The following is a 17,834-nucleotide window of genomic DNA, read 5'->3' as shown; positions in this document are numbered from 1 at the left end:
CTGGGCTCCCCTGTTCGGGGAGGGTGCAGGTGAGCGGTATCCGTCCTGTTTTGTCTGATGAGTTACGTCCGGATCAGAAGTGATCACCTCGTCTCCCTGAGGTCACCACGCGCACCATCACGTCGTCGCCCGGAAGTGTGAGGGCGCCCGCCGCGAGATCGCGCGCGATCCGCACCGCGCCGTCCAGCGGATCACCTTCCGCCGGAACCCGCCGGGCGTGCGGCAGCCGCTTCGCCAACTCCTCGTGCAGGGGTACGAGGAGGGGGTCGCCCATCTTGAAGAGCCCACCGGTGAGGGCGACTTGGGGGTCTCCGGTGGGCGGGCAGACCGCGACGGCGGACTCGGCCATGCACCGCGCGGCGGCGCGCAGGATGCCGGCGGCCACCGGGTCGTCCGGGGCGCACGCGGCGACTTGGGGCGCGAACGACGCGAGTACGGCGGGACGGTCCGGCCGCGGATACAGCTTGCCCGGCAACCCCGACACCGCCCCGAACTGATCCTCGGCACGGCTCAACAGCGCACCCGAGCCGCCTTCCCGCCCGTCGTACGCACGCAGCGCCGCCTCCAGCCCCGCCCGCCCGATCCAGGCCCCGCCACCACAGTCACCCAGCAGGTGGCCCCAGCCGTCGGCCCGCCGCCAGTCGATCAGATCCGTGCCGATCGCTATGAGTCCGGTACCGGCGGCCACCACGGCACCGGGCCGGGACCCGAGGGCGCCCGCATAGGCGGTGACAGCATCGGCGACGAGCGCGACCGTCCGCACCCCGAACTCCCGGGCCAGCGCCCCCGGCAACTCGGCCCGCAACCCGTCACCGAGGGTGGCGAGACCGGCGGCCCCGATCACAGCCGTACCCAACCCACCCACCGCGTCCGCACCGACCAGGGCGCGCACCATGGGCACCAGTTGCTCCATGAGATGCCCGGCGTCGATCCCCCGAGCACCGGTCCGAACGGCCTGCCCCGATGAGAGTGGACCGGACACCGGACGACCGGCCCCGCCTACGACGACACGGAGCCCTGAACCTCCGGAGTCCACGGCGAGAAACCCGCCGACGGCATCCGCCACCCCGTCCGCACCGTCCTCCGGCACGGTCACGGCAGGCGCCAGTCCACCGGTTGTCCTCCCTGCCGGACCAGCAGGTCATTGGCGCGGCTGAACGGGCGTGAGCCGAAGAAGCCGCGGTCGGCCGACATCGGGGACGGGTGGGAGGACTCCACCGAGGGCAGGTCGCCCAGGAGCGGGCGCAGGTTGCGGGCGTCGCGGCCCCACAGGATCGACACCAGCGGTTTGCCACGCGCCGCGAGCGCTCGTATGGCCTGCTCGGTGACCTCTTCCCAGCCCTTGCCGCGATGGGCCGCGGGACTCCGCGGAGCTGTGGTGAGCGCCCTGTTGAGCAGCAGCACCCCCTGCTGGCTCCACGGCGTCAGATCGCCGTTCGACGGCTGGGGGAGCCCCAGGTCCGTGTTGAGCTCCCGGTAGATGTTGAGCAGGCTCGGCGGCAGCGGACGTACCTCGGGGGCCACCGAGAAGGACAGCCCCACCGCGTGCCCCGGGGTCGGATACGGATCCTGTCCGACGATCAGGACGCGGACGTCGTCGAAGGGCTGCTGGAAGGCGCGCAGGACATTCGGTCCGGCCGGTAGATAGGTCCGCCCGGCGGCGATCTCCGCGCGCAGGAACTCCCCCATCCCGGCGATGCGTCCGGCCACGGGTTCCAGAGCTTTCGCCCAGCCCGGTTCGACGATCTCATGCAACGGTCGTGGTGCCACGGGCGTCACCCTACTGCCGTACAGGGCCCGGCGATCAACCGGAGGGCCGAGCCCGACCGAGAGCGACCGAACCGTCGACGGCTCTGAACGAATCCTGCCCGCACGGGAGTTCCGGCCCAGGTCGCTCCCGCCTTCATGCGAGGACCGCGGCGCGCACGCACAGCACATCCGGGAGATGGGACGCCAACTGCCGCCAACTGTCGCCGTCGTCGTCCGACGCGAACACCTCGCCGTTGCGATTGCCGAAGTACACGCCCGCCGGGTCCGCGCCGTCCGTGCACATCGCGTCGCGCAACACCGTGCCGTAATGATCCTCGGACGGCAGGCCCGCCGTCAGCGGCTCCCAACTCCGGCCCGCGTCCGCCGTACGGAAGACCCGGCACCGGTGCTCGGCGGGCACCCGGTCGGAATCGGCGTTGATCGGGAAGACATACGCCGTGTCGCCACGGTGCGGATGGGCCGCCGCCGCGAAGCCGAACGTGGACGGCAGGCCCTCACCGATGTCCGTCCAGTGCGCGCCCGCGTCGTCGCTGCGGTACACCCCCCAGTGGTTCTGCAGATACAACCGGTCCGGGGTCGCCGCGTCCTGGGCGACCTTGTGCACGCACTGGCCGAACTCCGGGTTCGGATCCGGCAGGAACACCGCCGAGACACCGGAGTTGGACGGCTCCCAGCTCGCGCCCCCGTCGCTCGTCCGGAACACGCCGGCCGTCGACACGGCGACCGTCACGGCCCGCGGGTCGCGCTCGTCGGTGAGGACGGTGTGCAGTCCCTCTCCGCCACCGCCCGGCACCCACCGTGAACGGGTGGGGTGTTCCCAGAGCGGGCGTACCAGCTCGAAGCTCTCGCCGCGGTCCTCGGAGCGGAACAACGCGGCCGGCTCCGTCCCCGCGTACACCACGTCCGGTTCCGCGGCCGCCGGGTGCAGTTGCCACACCCGCTCCAGTGAAGCACCCGTGTCCTTGGGGAACTTGACGGCCGGCCGCGTGGGCTCGGCCCAGGTGCGGCCCAGGTCGTCGGAGTGGAACACGGACGGACCCCAGTGCGCGCTGTCTCCACCGGCCAGCAGTCTCGGTGTCGGGCCCCGTGTGTCGACGGCGACCGAATACAGTGCCTGCGCGTTGAAGTACGGACTCTCGTCGAACTCCCAGACGCCACCGCGCCTGCGCCCGATGAACAGGCCTTTTCGCGTACCCACCGCGAGCAGCACCTCAGTCATGCCGATCACCTCCACCGCGTTTTTGGCGACTTCGCCCCTCTCCCTGGCCAGTCTGCACCTCACCACTGACAGTGGCCCCCGGAATCGCCATCACCCCAGGTCAGGGCGCCGGGTCCGGTCGGTGTGGGCGGATTTGCGGTGACCCCGCGCCCACCACCTCCGCGAGCCCGGGCAGCCATGGGAACGCCGACTCGGGGTATTCGTCGTGAGCATCGGGGAGACGTCTCCCGTATGGGAGGGCGGTTCGGCGTGTCAGTGCGTTCATGAGGAGGATGCCTTCGATGGCGTTCCGAGGTCCGAAGGTGTGGCTGTGGCGGTGGCGGCGCAATCCGCTCAAGCGCCGCGCCGATGCGGTGGAGTCGTGGATCGTGCTCGGCGCCTGGCTGATCACAGTCCTCGCCGGTGTGCTCGCCGGTCTGACGGCGACGAGGTCCGTCGAGCACGAGCTGGCTCAGGAACGCGTCGACTGGAAACCCGTTGTGGCCCTGGTGACACAGGACGCGCCCGGCCCTGCCCCGGCCAACTCCAGCCGGACGAACAGCGAGATGGTCTGGGCGAAGGTCCGCTGGACGGCCACGGACGGCTCCTCGCACACCGGCCAGATACGTGTCCCTTCCGGCAGCGAACTGGGCACCCCGGTGACCGTCTGGACTGACCCGCAGGGCCACCTGGTCACCAAGCCCGCCACCCCCTCGCAGGCCCAACTGCGCGCCACCCTCATCGGAACCCTCCTGGGCGTCGGCGCGGCAGCCGTCCCCTTCGTCGGCGCCCGCGCCCTCCGCATCCGTCTGGAACGCCGCCGCATGGACCAGTGGGACGAGGAGTGGGCACGCTTCGGCCCACTGTGGGGGCGCAAGACGGGCTGAGCGCCCGGCCGCGACGGGGAGTGCCCCTGGCCTGCTGCGGCCGCAGGCCGGGCACCCCTAACCGAGCCTGACCTGCCGGAATCTTCCGGCACGGCCCGGCCGTTGGGGCCGAGGGGCGGGCTGTGCGTCCTGACCCGATGGATGCCCCTGGCCTGCTGCTGGCGGCATGCCGGGCACACCTACCGGCCTGACCGGGCCCGCACCTTCCGGCACGAGCGGGCTGCCGTGCCGGCCGGCATGCGCCAACTGCGGCTGAGAGACGGGCTGTGCGCTCCGCTGCGGCGAGCGCACACGGCGGAGGCTCTCGCCATGCCCGCCCCCACACCTACCGGGTCTCACCGGCCGGGACTTTTCGACACGGCCTCAGCATCCGCTCGTCCTCCAGGAAGTCTCGGCCCTCGTGTCCACGAGCACGCTCCAACTGAGGGCCGCAAGACGCGTTGCACGCCTCGCCACGGTCGAACAAGGCCCCCGACCCTTCGCAGCCACATGCCGGGCCCCTCACCGCCTCCGCCCCACCCACACCTCCCGACACACCCCCAACAACCGCTCGTCCTCCAACACATCCCCACCCCCATGCCCACCTGCCCGTACCAAATGCCGTCGCGGAGCGGCGAGTTCAGCCTCAACCAGGTCCAGCAGAGGCGACGCGGCCGCCCCCATGTCGAGCAGGCACACAGCGATGGCGCCCCGCACCCGCGGATGTTCCGTCCAGGCCGAGCGCAGCACCGGAACAACCCTCTCCACCTCCCCGGTGACCCGCCGCAACGCACAAGCGCCCACCGTCCGCTCCCCCTCGCACTCCGCCGCGATCATCCGCGACAACCCGGGTGACGCGGCCACGGCAGACGACCCCAGCCGCGCCACCACCTCCGCGGCAGCCCGCCGCCGACCCGCATCCACACCGTCCAACTCCCGTACCAGCACCGGCAGTACAGCCGCCGCATCCCCCTCCACCGACCACAACGCACCGGCGGCCACAGCCGCACACTCGGACCCCAACAGCCCCCGCAGCACCGGTACAACCCCGTCCGCACCACCCCCGAACGCATCGAGCGCCCGAACCGCAGACTCCACGATCCGCTGCCTCGACCGCACCCCCTCAGGCATCCCGCGCAACAGCCGCAGCACCTCCGGTACGGCCTCCCGGTCGGCGAGGGCGGTCAGCGCGGACAGGAGCGGTACGGCATGGTCGAACGTCTCGGGGGAGTCGAGGGGTACCCGGCCGAGCCGGTGTCGTAGCGCCGGGGCGAGTGGTGCGGCGGACCGGCCGAGGTGGACGATCACCCGCCCCAGATCGTCGGGCAGCACCGGCCGTGCCAGTATCTCGGCCAGCACCGCCGTCGCCCGTGGATCTCCGCTGCGGGCAAGGGCCTTGAGCGGGCCGCCCAGGGTCGGCGGCGCCCCACGCCCCCAGCGCCGCACCCACAGGTCCGGGCGTGCGCTCACCAGCGCGTGGAGGTGATCGGCGGCAGGCGCGGCCAGATGGTAGAGGTCCCCGAGGACGGACACGGCGGCGTCGCGCAACAGGTCAGACCCCGCGTCGAGTTGCCGACCCACCAGCTCGACGGTCGCCGAGTGGTCGCCCCGCCACTCGCGGAACAGTCCCGCCGACAGCCACACACCGTTGCACCGGTCGGACAGGTCCGGACTGGTCAACTGCCCGTCCAGCAGGGCGATCCGGTCCGTCAGCCGCCCACCGAGCGCGGTGTGCAGCGTACGCATCAGATCCGCGCCCTCCTCGTCCGAGGGCCGCGATCGCCGTAACCGCCAGGCGAGTGTGTCCGGGTCTGAGTCCAGGTGGTGGCCCGACCGGCGGCGCTCGGACCGCTCCTCGAGGAGTCCGACGACGGTCGGCACCAGGTCGGCGGGGAGGAGATGCGGTGCGCAGCCCGCGAGTTGGCCGAGCGCGGCGAGCCGTAGCCCGGGGGCGTAGGGCGGAGTGCCGAGCATCAGAAGGATGTCCAGCGCCTCGTCGGCGTGGGCCGGGTGCCGGCGTACGAACAGGCCGAGGCTCTCGGCGAGGGCGAGCAGCACCCGGTCGTCGCGTTCCACCGTGATCCGCTGCCGCAACAGGCCGAGCACGCGCGCGGGTTGGTCCAGGAACCGGACGACTGCTTCCGCCGCCGCCAGGCGCACGCCGGGGTCCCGGTCTCCGACGAGGCCGGCGAAGGCCTCGGCCCCGGCGCGGACGGCGGCATCCGCGCTCCCCCGCAGCCCGTGTCCCTGGCCGATGCTGATCAGGAGTTCCACCAACTCGCCCCGCTCCGCCACCTCTTCGCGAGCGATCAGCGCGCACAGAAACGGAACGCAGGCGAGGGTCGAGTCGTACACGATCCCCTGGTGGTGCACCACCCCGTACATCCCGTCGAGCGCGCCCGCCCGCTCGACGGGGTCCGTGGCGGCCAGTCCCCTGAGCAGTCCGGGCACGTCCGCCGCACTGCCGCACGCATGCCGCAGTGTGGCCCAGTCGACCTCGTCGATCCCCGTGAACACGTTGTCCTCCCCCAGACGAAGTGCCAACGATCACGAGTCTGCACCACGCCACTGACAACGAAGCGGAATCGAGAGGCGACCGAGGGTCAGTCCCCTTCGGGCAGGGCGCGGGCCAGGATCGTGTCGAGGCCGGCGGAGTCGGGAAGGGTGCCGAAGGCGTGCCCCCAGTCGCCGCCCAGCCGGCTCGCGCAGAAGGCGTCGGCGACCGCGGCGGGGGCGTGCCGTACGAGGAGGGAGGCCTGGAGCGTGAGGGCCATGTGTTCCACCAGCCGGCGGGCTCCCGTCTCGGTGGCCTCGCCCAACCAGGTCCTGAGCCGGGTCACGGCCGCGTCCAGACGGCTGTCCACGCCCCGCGCCAGGGCGAGTTCGGCGAACAGCGCCTCCGCCGTGCCGGGGTCCCGGGTCAACGCTCGCATCACATCAAGGGCGTTGACGTTCCCCGAGCCCTCCCAGATGGAGAGGAGCGGAGCTTCGCGGTAGTGGCGGGGCATGCCCGACTCCTCGACATAGCCGTTGCCGCCGAGGCACTCCAGGGCCTCCGCCGTGAAGGCCGGGCCGCGCTTGGTGACCCAGTACTTGCCCACGGCGGTGGCGATCCGGCGGAACGCCGACTCGGCCTCGTCCCCGCGCACCGCACGGTCCGCAGCGCCCGCCAGCCGCAGCGTGAGAGTCGTCGCGGCCTCCGACTCCAGCGCCAGATCGGCCAACACATTGCGCATCAGCGGCTGTTCGAGCAGCCGCGCGCCGAACGCGGACCGGTACCGCGCATGATGACCCGCCTCGACGATCGTCTTGCGCATCAGCGTCGCCGACATCATCACGCAGTCCAGCCGAGTGCAGTTGACCATCTCGATGATCGTCTTGACCCCGCGTCCCTCGGGCCCGACCAGCCAGGCGACGGTCCCGTCGAACTCGGGTTCCGAGGACGCGTTGGACCGGTTGCCCAGCTTGTCCTTCAGCCGCTGGATACGGAACACGTTGCGGCTGCCGTCGGGCAGCACGCGCGGCACCAGGAAGCACGACAGCCCGCCCGGAGCCTGTGCCAGCACGAGGAACACGTCGCACATCGGCGCCGACGTGAACCACTTGTGCCCGCGCAGCCTGTACACACCGGGCTCGGCGGTGGGGGTGGCCGCAGTGGTGTTCGTACGGACGTCCGAGCCGCCCTGCTTCTCGGTCATCCCCATCCCGGCCAGCAGCCCGCGCTTCTCGGTCGGCACGCGCAGGACCGGGTCGTACACGCGACTGGTCAGCAACGGCTCGTAGACCGCGGCCAGTTCGGGCTGGGCGCGCAGGGCGGGGACTGCGGCGTACGTCATCGAGGTCGGGCAGCCGTGCCCGGCGTCGGTGTGTCCCCACACCAGTCCGCCCGCGGTACGGGCCACATGTGCGCCGGGGCGCTCGTCCGCCCAGGGCGCGCCGGCCAGCCCCTCGGCGACGGCGACCCCCATCAGCCGATCCCAGCTCGGGTGGAACTCGACCTCGTCGATGCGATTCCCGTACCGGTCGTGCGTGCGCAGCTCCGGCTCGTACCGGTTCGCCTGCTCACCCCACTCCTGCGCCTCCTCGCTCCCAGCCGAGCGCCCGAGCCGCCGCACGTCCTCCTCTGCCCACCCGGCGCCCTCCCGGCGCAGCCCCTCAAGCAGGGCCGCGTCATCGGAGGCGTCGTACGGGGCCAGGGACGGAGGCTGGTTGGTGACGTCGTGCGTGGCGTTCGGCGGGTGCGGCGGTGTGTGCGCGAGTGTCTGGGCCATACGGGCAGTGTTGCACTAATGCTGCGACCGCAGCAATGATGTAACACGAGAACTGCCCCATAGAGTACGAGGCCATGCGGATGAACATGTCAGAAGGGCCCGGCGACGTGGACCTGCGCCCGCTGTCCGCGCGGTCGGTCGTCCTCAGCCTGCTGCTCGGCACGCATCCGCCCGAGCTGCCCGTACGGGATCTGCTCCGCGCCGTCGAACCGCTCGGTGTCGCCGGATCCACCCTGCGGGCCGCCCTCAGCCGGATGGTGGCAGCCGGGGACCTGCGGAGCACGGACGCGGTCTACCGACTCAGCGACCGCCTGCTGGAACGCCAGCGCCGCCAGGACATCGCCGTCCACCCTGAGACCCGCCCGTGGGACGGCGACTGGGAGATGACCGTCGTCACCGCGACCGGCCGCGGCCCCGCCGAACGCGCCGAACTGCGCGGCGAGTTGACCGCACTCCGCCTCGCCGAACTCCGCGAGGGAGTCTGGCTCCGCCCGGCCAATCTGCTACGGCCCCGACCGGACGAACTCGGCGCGGTCGCCCGGCATTTCACCACCCGGCCCGAGGAGCCTGCCCGTCAACTGGTCATGGATCTGTGGCCACTTGAGACCTGGGCGAAGACGGCCGAGGCGCTGCTCGCCAGGATCACCGCCACCGCAGACTCTCCGGCCGACCGTTTCACCGTACTGGCCGCCGCCGTACGGCACTTGCTCGCCGACCCGGTCCTGCCCCCCGAACTCCTGCCTGCCGACTGGCCGGGCCACGCCCTGCGCACCGCGTACACGCGCCACCAGCGGGAGTTGACCGCGACCGTGCTGGGAAACCCGGCATGACCCGAGGGGGCCCGGCACGGTCGCAGTCACCGTCGGAGGCTCACTTGTAGGTGATGTCCGAGGATGTGTACTTGCAGTAAGTGCTGTCCGGGCCGGTGCCGTTGGTCGGCGGCTCCGCGCCCGTGTTGTTTCCGATGTACTTCTGGCAGGGGATCATCTTCTTGCTGGTGTCCCCGACGATCGTGATGGCCTTCAGGGTCGCGCTGTCACCGTAGTTGGTGTTGATGCCGACGATCCTGCTGCCCTTGTAGGTCGCCTCGATGGTGTTGAGGTTGATCGTGCGCTTGTACTGCGTCTTGCAGTTGCCGCACGAGCGGACGAAGGTGCCGAAGGTCTGCGCCGCGAAGTTGGAGATGTTCAGCGTTCCGGCGCCGTTGAACTGGAACACCTTGTCGCTGGCCTCCTTCGCGCCACCGCCGGAGACGGTGTACACGTTGGACGACGAGGAGCCCAGGAAGGTCGCCGCGTCCTCGCCCACGTCCTCCCACCACACGTTCTGCAGCGTGCAACTGCCCAGGCAGTGGATGCCGTCGGCGGCGGGGGAGCCGATGATGACGTTCTTGACGACGGCGCCGGGGGCCAGTTCCAGGATGGGGCCCTGGTCCTCGTCCTGGCTGCCCGTGCCCAGGTCGCCGCTGCCGTACAGGCGCAGCATCCCGTAGTCCTTGGTGCCCGAGACCGAGATGGTCGAGGTGACCGCCTGGCTGCCGCTCGCGGTGGGCCAGGTGGCGGCACTGGCCGGCGAGAGGGCACCGGATGTCATAAGCATGCCAAGCGAGAGGCCGAAGGCCGCCGCCGCGCCGGTGAGCATGCGGGGCCGTAAGGAAGAAGTCATGTCCCGATTCCTTCTCCGAGGTCGTTGTCGCGGGGTGTGGTTGGTCTTGTACGTGAACGGTGAGTGCGGTCGCGGATGCCGCGGTCACACATCTGAACGGAACGTAGGGTGCAAGCGCTTTCTAGTCAACGCCTCACGCCGAAACTATTCGGAGAGTGGGAGCGCTTCCATGGGGCTCATGTCCATGTCACGATGCCGATGGTCCGCCCTGAACGATGCCGCACGAGCCGCGATCTGGAAGGGACGAAGACGTGCGCCCCACAGCCGACAACACCCTCAAGTCCGCCGCGAAACCGCCGCGTTCGGTGCTCCTGGCCCTCTTCGGAGCACTGGTGCCGCTCCTCGCCGTCCTGACGCTGGTGGCACCCCCGGCCGCCGCCCGCACCGAGGCCGTCCCCACCGCGACCCTCACCGAGGTCACCGGCTTCGGCACCAACCCCAGCAACCTGCAGATGTACGTGTACGTCCCGGCCGCCGTCACCGCACACCCGGCGATCGTGGTGGCCGTGCACTACTGCGGGGGATCCGGCCCGGCGATGTACTCCGGCACCGAATACGCCTCGCTGGCCGACCAGTTGGGCTTCATCGTCGTCTATCCGTCGGTCACCCGTGCCAGCAAGTGCTTCGACGTCTCCTCGCCCCAGGCCCTGCACCATGACGGCGGCAGCGATCCGGTCGGCATCAAGTCCATGGTCGACTGGGTGAAGAGCACCTACTCCGCCGACCCGAGCCGCGTCTTCGCCACTGGCATCTCCTCCGGCGCGATGATGACGAACGTCCTGCTCGGCGACTACCCCGACGTGTTCGCGGCCGGCGCCGCCTTCGCCGGTGTGCCCTTCGGCTGCTTCGCCACCACCGACGGCTCCGAGTGGAACACCGCCTGCGCGAACGGCACCGTCACCCATACCCCCCAGGAATGGGGGGACTTGGTGCGCGGCGCCTACCCCGGCTACACCGGCGCCCGCCCCCGCATGCAGTTGTGGCACGGCACCGCCGACGCGACGCTCTTCTACCCCAACTTCGGGGAGGAGATCAAACAGTGGACGAACGTGCTGGGCGTCAGCCAGACCCCGGCCGCCACCGACTCCCCGGTGAGCGGCTGGACCCGCACCCGCTACGGCGCCACCGGTGACCAGGCCCCCGTCGAGGCGATCAGCCTCCAGGGCGTCACCCACAACCTCTACACGTACGGCATGGGCGCCCGCGTCCTCACCTTCTTCGGGCTGACCGGCGGCGGCACCACACCCCCGCCGTCGACCGGTCCCTGCAAGGTGGCGGTCACGACCAGCGCCTGGAACACCGGCCTCACCGCCTCCGTGACGATCACCAACACCGCCACGACCACGGTCAACGGCTGGCAGCTCGGCTTCACCCTGCCCACCGGCCAGACCATCACCAACGGCTGGGGAGCGACGTACACACCGGCCTCCGGCACGGTGACGGCCACCAATGCGTCCTACGACGGCACGATCGCCCCGAACGCGAGCGTGACTATCGGCTACCAGGCGAACCACACCGGGAACAGTGCGGGGCCCACCGCCTACACGCTCAACGGGACGTCCTGCACGGTCGGTTGATCCACCCCGGGGTGCGTGCCTGTGTCGCTTCCGGCGCGCACCCTGCCCCAACTCCCCTCAGAGGAAGGCAGGTTCTGTGCAGCCAACGAGACGGACCGCGATCGCCGCGACGACAACCGCGCTGTCGGCGCTGGTCGTCCCCAACTCGGCACGCGCGGAAGGGAATGCGCCTCGTCCCGCCGTGCACTGGTTGCACACCTGGACGGCGATGCCCCAACTCACCGAACCCGCCAACCTGCCGCCCGCCCCGTTCACCGGCACCAACTCGATCCTGGTCGACACCACCTTGCGACAGACACTCCGCATCACGACCGGCGGCCGTACTCTGCGGCTGCGCTACTCCAACGCCTACGGCGACACCCCGCTCCCGCTCACCGCGGTGACGGTGGCGCTCCCCGTGGACGGCAAGCCGGGAGCGAGCGCGATCGTGCATGGAAGCGGCAAGGCGGTCACCTTCGCCGGACGCGCGTCGGCGACCGTCCCGGTCGGCGCCCAACTGGTCTCCGACCCGGTGGACTTGGACCTGCCCGCCGCGTCCGTCCTGACCGTGACGACGTACCTCGCGACGGGTCAGCCCTCGCTCGCGCTCACCTCGCACCCCGGTTCGCGCACGACGTCGTATCTCCAGCTCGGAGATCACACGCGGGACGAGGACCTGCCCGGTGCGATCCCGGTCGACCACTGGTACCTGCTGAGCGACGTCGAGGTCCTCGCCCCGCACGACACCAGCGCCGTGGCGATCCTGGGCGACTCGCTCACCGACGGCCGAGGCTCCACGACCAACGCCAACGACCGCTGGCCCGACCAGCTCTACGACCGCCTCCGCGCCCACCCTGCCACCGCCGCCGTGTCGATCCTGAACCAGGCAGCAGGCGGCAACCGCGTCCTCAACGACGGCCTCGGCCCCAACGTCCTCGCCCGTCTGGACCGCGACGTCCTGACGCGCAGCGGAGTCACCCGCCTCATCGTCTTCGAGGGCGTCAACGACATCGGCACCGCCGAGGCGACCCAGGCCGCCCAACACCGGCTCGCCGAAGACCTGTTGGCCGCCTACGACCAGATCGTCGTCCGCGCCCACGCCCAGGGCATCCGCGTCTACGGCGCCACCCTGCTCCCCTTCGGCGGCAACTCCTACGACGACCCGGCGGGTGAACGCGAGTCCTGCCGCCAGGTGGTCAACACCTGGATCCGGACGAGCGGCCACTTCGACGCGGTCCTCGACTTCGACCGCGCCGTACGCGACCCCGCCGACCCGCGCCGACTGCTGGAGTCCCTCCAGGTGGGGGACTGGCTGCACCTCAACCCGAAGGGGTACGGGGTGCTGGCCGCGACGGTCCCGGCCGGGCTGCTGCGTTAGACGCGATCCGCCGGACAGGTGTTCGCCATCCGGCTCCGAACGTGAGCTCCTACGCGCCGCAGCAGTAGACGCCGCGGCTCTGGCGACGGGCGCCGCCGACGAGAGCGGCCGGGCGAGATCGCGAAGACACGACCGCCCTCGTCCTCACCGACGACGATGCGTGGCTCGCCGGCTTCGACAAGAGCTTGACGATGATGCTCACCCGGGCCTCGTCCCTGACCGGCCAGACCCATGATCGGCGGACAAGTCCTAGGCGACCGACTCCTTCGCGGCAGCCGTGGTGGTGGACGAACTGCCCTTCGCCGGAAGGTGGTTGAAGACCAGGTTCAGCACGATCGCCGTCAGACAGCCCGCGCTGATCCCGCTGTTCATCACCGTCTGGAACCAGTCGGGGAACCGCGCGTACACCGTCGGCACCCCGACCGGCAGCATGCCCACGGCCACCGAGACGGCGACGACGGTGAGGTTGTGGTTGTCCTTGAAGTCGACCTGGGCCAGGGTGCGGATGCCGCTCGCGGCGACCGTGCCGAACATGACCAGGCCCGCGCCGCCGAGCACCGGCGCCGGTATCGCCGCGACGACCGCGCCCAACTTGGGCAGCAGGCCGAGGACGACGAGGATGCCACCGGCGACCGCGACGACCCAGCGGCTGCGCACCCGGGTCATCCCGACGAGCCCGACGTTCTGGGCGTACGCGGTGTACGGGAAGGTGTTGAAGACACCGCCGAGGACGGTGGAGAGGCCGTCGGCGCGCAGGCCGTCGGCGAGGGAGCGCGGCTCGATCGGGCGGTCGGTCATCTCGCCCACCGCGATCAGGTCACCGGTCGTCTCGGTCATCGTCACCAGCGCCACCACCAGCATCGACACGATCGCCGAGGCATGGAAGGTGGGCGTACCGAAGTGGAACGGCGTGCTGATGCCGACCCAGTCGGCGTCCCCGACCCCGCTGAAGTCCGTGAAACCGAACGCCACCGCGGCCACGAGCCCCACGGCCATGCCGATCAGCACCGCGATGCGGCTCAGGAACGCCGGCGCGAACCGCTGCACACCCAGGACGACGACGAGGACGAAGGCCGCGAGCGCCAGGTTCTTCGGCTCACCGAAGTCCTTCGCGCCCTGTCCGCCGGCCGCCCAGTTGCCCGCCGCCGGCAGCAGCGACAGACCGATGATCAGGATCACCGTGCCGGTGACCAACGGAGGGAAGAAGCGCAGCAGTTGGCCGAAGACGGGTGCCAGCAGCGCGATGGCCAGCCCCGCGACGATCACGGACCCGTAGATCGCGGGCAGTCCGCCGCCGGTCGTACCGATCAGCACCATCGGCGACACGGCCGCGAACGTACAGCCCTGCATGATCGGCAGCCGTACCCCGAACCGCCAGAAGCCGACGCACTGGATGAGTGTCGCGATACCGCACACCAGTAGATCCGCGGTGATCAGATACGCCAGATCGGCGGCCGACAGCTTCATCGCCCCGCCGACGATCAGCGGCACCGCCACCGCGCCCGCGTACATCGCGAGCACATGCTGAAGCCCGAAGGCGGCCAACTGCCGTATGGGCGGGACCTCGTCGACGGGATGTACGGGGGTGGTCGTTGCCATGGGCACTCCTGAGCGGCGGAGGGGGAAGAACATGCGAACAGCACGAGACCGTAAGCGCCTTGAACAGTTTGTTGATGTCTGTGGTGTTGCCGCTGTGTGTCATGCCCTTCCGCTATGTGCGCGACCCACGTATCGCCGCGAGCAGAGCCGCCCAGTCGGGCAGCTTGACCACACCACCTCGCCCCAGGGAGGCTCCCAGCTCCGCCTCGGCCCGCTCGATGGCCTCCCATCCGGCCCACTCGACCGGCTCGATCCCCTCGGCACGCAGCACGGCGAGGGGGTCCTCGGGCGCGTCCCGTCGTACGAGCATGGAGGCGTCCTCCAGCAGGGACGTCACCGTCTCCTTGGCGTCCGGGCGGTTGGTTCCGATGACTCCCGTCGGGCCGCGCTTGATCCAGCCGGCCACGTACTCGCCGGGTACGGTCCTTCCGTCGCGTACGACACGGCCGGCCCGGTGCGGCACGATGCCGAGATCGGCGTCGAACGGCAACCCGTCCAAGGGCACCCCGCGATATCCCACCGAGCGCAGCACCAACTGCGCCCCGATGTCCTCGAATCGACCTGTGCCGGTTACTCCGCCCCGGCCGTCCGGCGCGGTGCGTTCGAAGCGCACGGCGCCCACGCGCCCACCCTCGGCGAGGATTTCGACGGGACGGAGGAAGAAGCGGAGCCGGATACGGCGTGGGGCGCCCGAGGAAGGCAGCGCTGCCCAGGTGCGCAGCGTCTCCACATTGCGGCGCTGGGCGGCGGGCAGCACGGAGGGGTCGAGGCAGTCCGGGTCGAGCGCCAACTCGACCGGATCCACGGCTACTTCGGTGTCCGGCAGGTTGCCCAGTTCGCGCAGCTCCTTGGTGGTGAAGCGGGCCTGCGAGGGGCCGCGCCGGCCCACCATGTGGACCTCCGTCACACCGCTCGCGGCCAGCGCGGTGAGTGCCGCCTGGGGCATGTCGGTACGGCTCAGCTCGGCCGCGCCGCGCGCCAGCATCCGGGAAACGTCCACCGCGACATTGCCCAGGCCGATGACGACCGCCGAGCGCGCCCCGAGCACGAAACCGTCGGCGGTGGAGTCCGGGTGCGCGCTGTACCAGGACACGAACTCGGTCGCCGACCAACTGCCCGGCAGCTCCTCGCCGGGAATCCCCAGATGGCGGTCGGTGGCGGCGCCCACGCAGTACACGACCGCGTCGTACAGCTCCCGCAGCCGGGCGGTCGTCAGTCCGCCGGGTCCGGGACCCACCCGCACCCCGCCGAGGAACCGCACCCGCTCGTGCTCCAGGACCGTGCGCAGATTGTTCTGCAGGGACTTGATCTTCTCGTGGTCGGGCGCCACGCCGTAGCGCACCAGACCGTACGGGCACGGCAGCCGGTCCAGCACGTCGACCAGCACCCCGGGCTCCTGCTGGACAAGGCTCTGGGCGGTGTAGACCCCGCTCGGCCCGGAACCGACGACGGCGACACGTAGCACGGCGGAACTCCTAACCCGAGAGGCACACAGGAGATCGCAGAATCGCCAGACCACTGACAGGTCCAGGATCGCACCACCGGTGCTCCGCTGACAGAGTGCCGTGCGGGCCGGTCCATGGTGGGCGCGCGTGTCCGTTCGTATGGAATGTGATCATGCGGTTACGTTGCGTGTGTGCTAGAAGCATCCTTTCTTAATCTTTCCGATCGATGCCCGGCGGATGGTGCGGTGTCCGTATGGCCCGCGTGGGAAGTGCAGGAGCACGACCGGACCACCTCGTGGTTCCACGTCAGACTGGCCTTCACCGACGGTGCCCGGGTCGACGCACTCGCCGTGGTGTCCGAGCAGAACGTCTCCGTCGAGGACGTACGGGCCCAACCGGCCCTGTCCCTTGACGACTTGACGGTCCTCGCCGACTGGATCGAGGCACCGCTGTTCGAGGCGTGCGGACTGGAACCAGGGGTGGCGGAAGGGGAGGAGGGGGTGGAGTCGGGCGGTGCGCGCCGGGCCCGTCCGGCCTGGCCGCGCGGCATCGAGGGGCGCTGGCTGGTGGCGCAGGAGTACCGGGCCGCGCAGGAGGAGGGCGTCGATCCGGTCCTCGCGGTGATGTGCGCGACCGGGCACAGTCGGCGCCGGTCGCTGCGGCTCATCTCCCAGGCGCGCGACGCGGGATACCTGACGCCTCGTCATGCGCGGCGCTGAGCAGGCCTGTCGGGCGATCAGGCGTTGGTCGGCAGGGTGGGATGGTCGTCGCCAGGTCTGACGGTCGCGGAACTGCCGTCGCGATCCGTGGAGTTGTCGTCGTCAGCCGTCCGGTCGTCGGTCTCGAAGAACCGTGACAGGTCCGTGTCGGCCACCCCGCCCGGCGCACCGGGATGGTGCGGAACCCCCAACTCCCGGTGGAGACCGTACCTTTTGAACAGTTCGGAGCGCAGCACCGGAATCGGCATGGGCACCCCCGGCACCAGTGCCGCGTAGACCGCGCCCATGAGCAGTGCTCGCAGCATCGGGTAGTCGGACGGGACGTTCCCCGACCCGTACCGCGCGATGGTCTCGCCGAGCAGCTCGGACAGTCGCCGCTGCTCCGGGCACTGCACGAAGCCCTCGCCCTGGAGGAGTCCGGCCATGTGCTGGCGCATCAGCACGGGGCGGTCTTGCGCCAGGCCCAGGATCGCGTCTATGGCCCGCGCCATCCGCTCCCGACCGTCGTCGGTCCGGGGCTCGCACTCCAGCGCCTCTTCCAGGGTGCGGTGCATCAACCGGTGCACCGCGGACTGTACGAGCTGGCGTTTTCCGGGAAAGTAGTACGACACGAGGCCCCGCGCCGAGCCGGCCCGGTCCGCGATGTCGCCCAAGGTCGTGGCCTCGTATCCGCGCTCACCGACCAGTTCGAGGGCCGCCAGCAAGAGCCGCTCGCGGGAACGCCGTCGCAACTCTTCATTGACCGAGGCGCTTCGCGGGGACATGCTGTAACTCCTGCGTTGACTGGCTATCAGCCAACTATACTCAGGACGTCCGGGTCCCCCGCCGTGGGGGCCTGGCCAATGCTGCCGTCCGTCTGGGGCGACGCGGGGGATCGTCTCAGGCGGGCGGCTCCTTTTCACCCAATGGTTTCCTCGGGCGACCTTTGACCCGTCCTCCGGTGCCTGCTTCTCGCACATCTGTCGCACGGCTTGTGATCCGTCCCTAGAGTGGGCACGGGTGTCGAGCCGATGAGGAGCACGGGCATGGAGCAGGACCAGCAGATCTTCGCGCGGATCAACGAGATGGTCGACGACGAGCGCAAGCTCCGGGAGGCCCTCGCGTCCGGCACGATCGACAGCACCACGGAACATCAGCGACTCGGCCAACTGGAACGGGAACTCGACCAGTGCTGGGACCTGTTGCGGCAGCGTCGCGCCAAGGTCGAGTTCGGGGAGAACCCGGACGAGGCGCGGGTGCGGCCGGAGTCCGAGGTGGAGGGGTATCAGGGGTGAGGCGAGCGGTGCGGGCGCTTCAGGCCTCCGGCTAGGAGTCGAGCGCGACCTCGTCGGGGTCGGCTCAGGCAAGCCCGCCGACACCGCGGACCG

General features: G+C 70.6%; 15 protein-coding genes. 6 read left to right on the top strand and 9 right to left on the bottom strand.

Annotation, left to right across the window (positions count from 1 at the left end):
* Positions 1-73 precede the first annotated feature (73 nt).
* The 3 genes from ABZT04_RS25730 to ABZT04_RS25720 form a co-directional block, all read right to left on the bottom strand.
* Positions 74-1,096, bottom strand: a complete 1,023-nt coding sequence (locus ABZT04_RS25730) for a BadF/BadG/BcrA/BcrD ATPase family protein (protein ID WP_356059336.1) — start codon at positions 1,094-1,096, stop codon at positions 74-76.
* Positions 1,093-1,770 carry a uracil-DNA glycosylase gene (locus ABZT04_RS25725; protein WP_356059335.1) on the bottom strand — a complete coding sequence of 226 codons (678 nt, stop codon included), beginning with the start codon at positions 1,768-1,770 and terminating at the stop codon, positions 1,093-1,095. The genes ABZT04_RS25730 and ABZT04_RS25725 overlap by 4 nt, the downstream gene beginning before the upstream one ends.
* A 133-nt stretch (positions 1,771-1,903) precedes the next feature.
* Entirely contained in the window at positions 1,904-3,055 is a 1,152-nt protein-coding gene (locus tag ABZT04_RS25720) for an exo-alpha-sialidase (protein ID WP_356059334.1), read from the bottom strand.
* 215 nt (positions 3,056-3,270) lie between these two features.
* On the opposite strand from ABZT04_RS25720, the gene ABZT04_RS25715 reads away from it, so the two are divergent.
* Positions 3,271-3,855, top strand: a complete 585-nt coding sequence (locus ABZT04_RS25715) for a hypothetical protein (RefSeq protein WP_356059333.1) — start codon at positions 3,271-3,273, stop codon at positions 3,853-3,855.
* 501 nt (positions 3,856-4,356) lie between these two features.
* Here the strand turns inward: ABZT04_RS25715 and ABZT04_RS25710 are convergent.
* On the bottom strand, positions 4,357-6,351 hold the full coding sequence (locus ABZT04_RS25710) for a HEAT repeat domain-containing protein (protein WP_356059404.1): 1,995 nt from the start codon (positions 6,349-6,351) through the stop codon (positions 4,357-4,359).
* An 86-nt stretch (positions 6,352-6,437) separates the two neighbouring features.
* On the bottom strand, positions 6,438-8,105 hold the full coding sequence (locus ABZT04_RS25705) for an acyl-CoA dehydrogenase family protein (RefSeq protein ID WP_356059332.1): 1,668 nt from the start codon (positions 8,103-8,105) through the stop codon (positions 6,438-6,440).
* Positions 8,106-8,179: 74 nt separating this feature from the next.
* On the opposite strand from ABZT04_RS25705, the gene ABZT04_RS25700 reads away from it, so the two are divergent.
* The gene (locus tag ABZT04_RS25700) at positions 8,180-8,935 is read left to right on the top strand and encodes a PaaX family transcriptional regulator C-terminal domain-containing protein (RefSeq protein WP_356059331.1); all 756 of its coding nucleotides are present in this window, start codon (positions 8,180-8,182) and stop codon (positions 8,933-8,935) included.
* Between the two features lie 40 nt (positions 8,936-8,975).
* Here the strand turns inward: ABZT04_RS25700 and ABZT04_RS25695 are convergent, their stop codons facing one another.
* A complete protein-coding gene (locus ABZT04_RS25695) occupies positions 8,976-9,770 on the bottom strand; it encodes a pectate lyase (protein ID WP_356059330.1) in 795 nt (264 codons plus the stop codon).
* Positions 9,771-10,021: 251 nt separating this feature from the next.
* Between ABZT04_RS25695 and ABZT04_RS25690 the strand changes: the two genes are divergently transcribed.
* Positions 10,022-11,347: a PHB depolymerase family esterase gene (locus ABZT04_RS25690; protein WP_356059329.1), complete on the top strand. Its 1,326-nt coding sequence runs from the start codon at positions 10,022-10,024 to the stop codon at positions 11,345-11,347.
* A 76-nt stretch (positions 11,348-11,423) separates the two neighbouring features.
* Positions 11,424-12,704, top strand: coding sequence for an SGNH/GDSL hydrolase family protein (locus tag ABZT04_RS25685; protein ID WP_356059328.1), 1,281 nt, complete (start codon positions 11,424-11,426; stop codon positions 12,702-12,704).
* Between the two features lie 249 nt (positions 12,705-12,953).
* Here ABZT04_RS25685 and ABZT04_RS25680 read toward each other — a convergent pair whose 3' ends face one another.
* Together ABZT04_RS25680 and ABZT04_RS25675 are read right to left on the bottom strand one after the other, a co-directional pair.
* Positions 12,954-14,303, bottom strand: coding sequence for a nucleobase:cation symporter-2 family protein (locus tag ABZT04_RS25680; protein WP_356059327.1), 1,350 nt, complete (start codon positions 14,301-14,303; stop codon positions 12,954-12,956).
* A 112-nt stretch (positions 14,304-14,415) separates the two neighbouring features.
* Positions 14,416-15,768, bottom strand: a complete 1,353-nt coding sequence (locus ABZT04_RS25675; RefSeq protein WP_356059326.1) for an FAD-dependent oxidoreductase — start codon at positions 15,766-15,768, stop codon at positions 14,416-14,418.
* Positions 15,769-15,993: 225 nt separating this feature from the next.
* Here ABZT04_RS25675 and ABZT04_RS25670 point away from each other — a divergent pair, with 225 nt between their 5' ends.
* Positions 15,994-16,467: a DUF6214 family protein gene (locus tag ABZT04_RS25670; RefSeq protein ID WP_356059325.1), complete on the top strand. Its 474-nt coding sequence runs from the start codon at positions 15,994-15,996 to the stop codon at positions 16,465-16,467.
* A 17-nt stretch (positions 16,468-16,484) separates the two neighbouring features.
* Here ABZT04_RS25670 and ABZT04_RS25665 read toward each other — a convergent pair whose 3' ends face one another.
* Complete coding sequence (locus ABZT04_RS25665) at positions 16,485-17,231, bottom strand: helix-turn-helix domain-containing protein (RefSeq protein WP_356059324.1); 747 nt, start codon at positions 17,229-17,231, stop codon at positions 16,485-16,487.
* Positions 17,232-17,492: 261 nt separating this feature from the next.
* Between ABZT04_RS25665 and ABZT04_RS25660 the strand changes: the two genes are divergently transcribed.
* A complete protein-coding gene (locus ABZT04_RS25660) occupies positions 17,493-17,741 on the top strand; it encodes a DUF2630 family protein (protein WP_043668925.1) in 249 nt (82 codons plus the stop codon).
* Positions 17,742-17,834 lie beyond the last annotated feature (93 nt).

It is taken from the genome of Streptomyces sp. NPDC005492 (assembly GCF_040605995.1).
Lineage (GTDB): Bacteria > Actinomycetota > Actinomycetes > Streptomycetales > Streptomycetaceae > Streptomyces.
The sequence above is the reverse complement of the archived record's forward strand: the minus strand, read 5'-3'. Positions and strand labels throughout refer to the sequence as shown.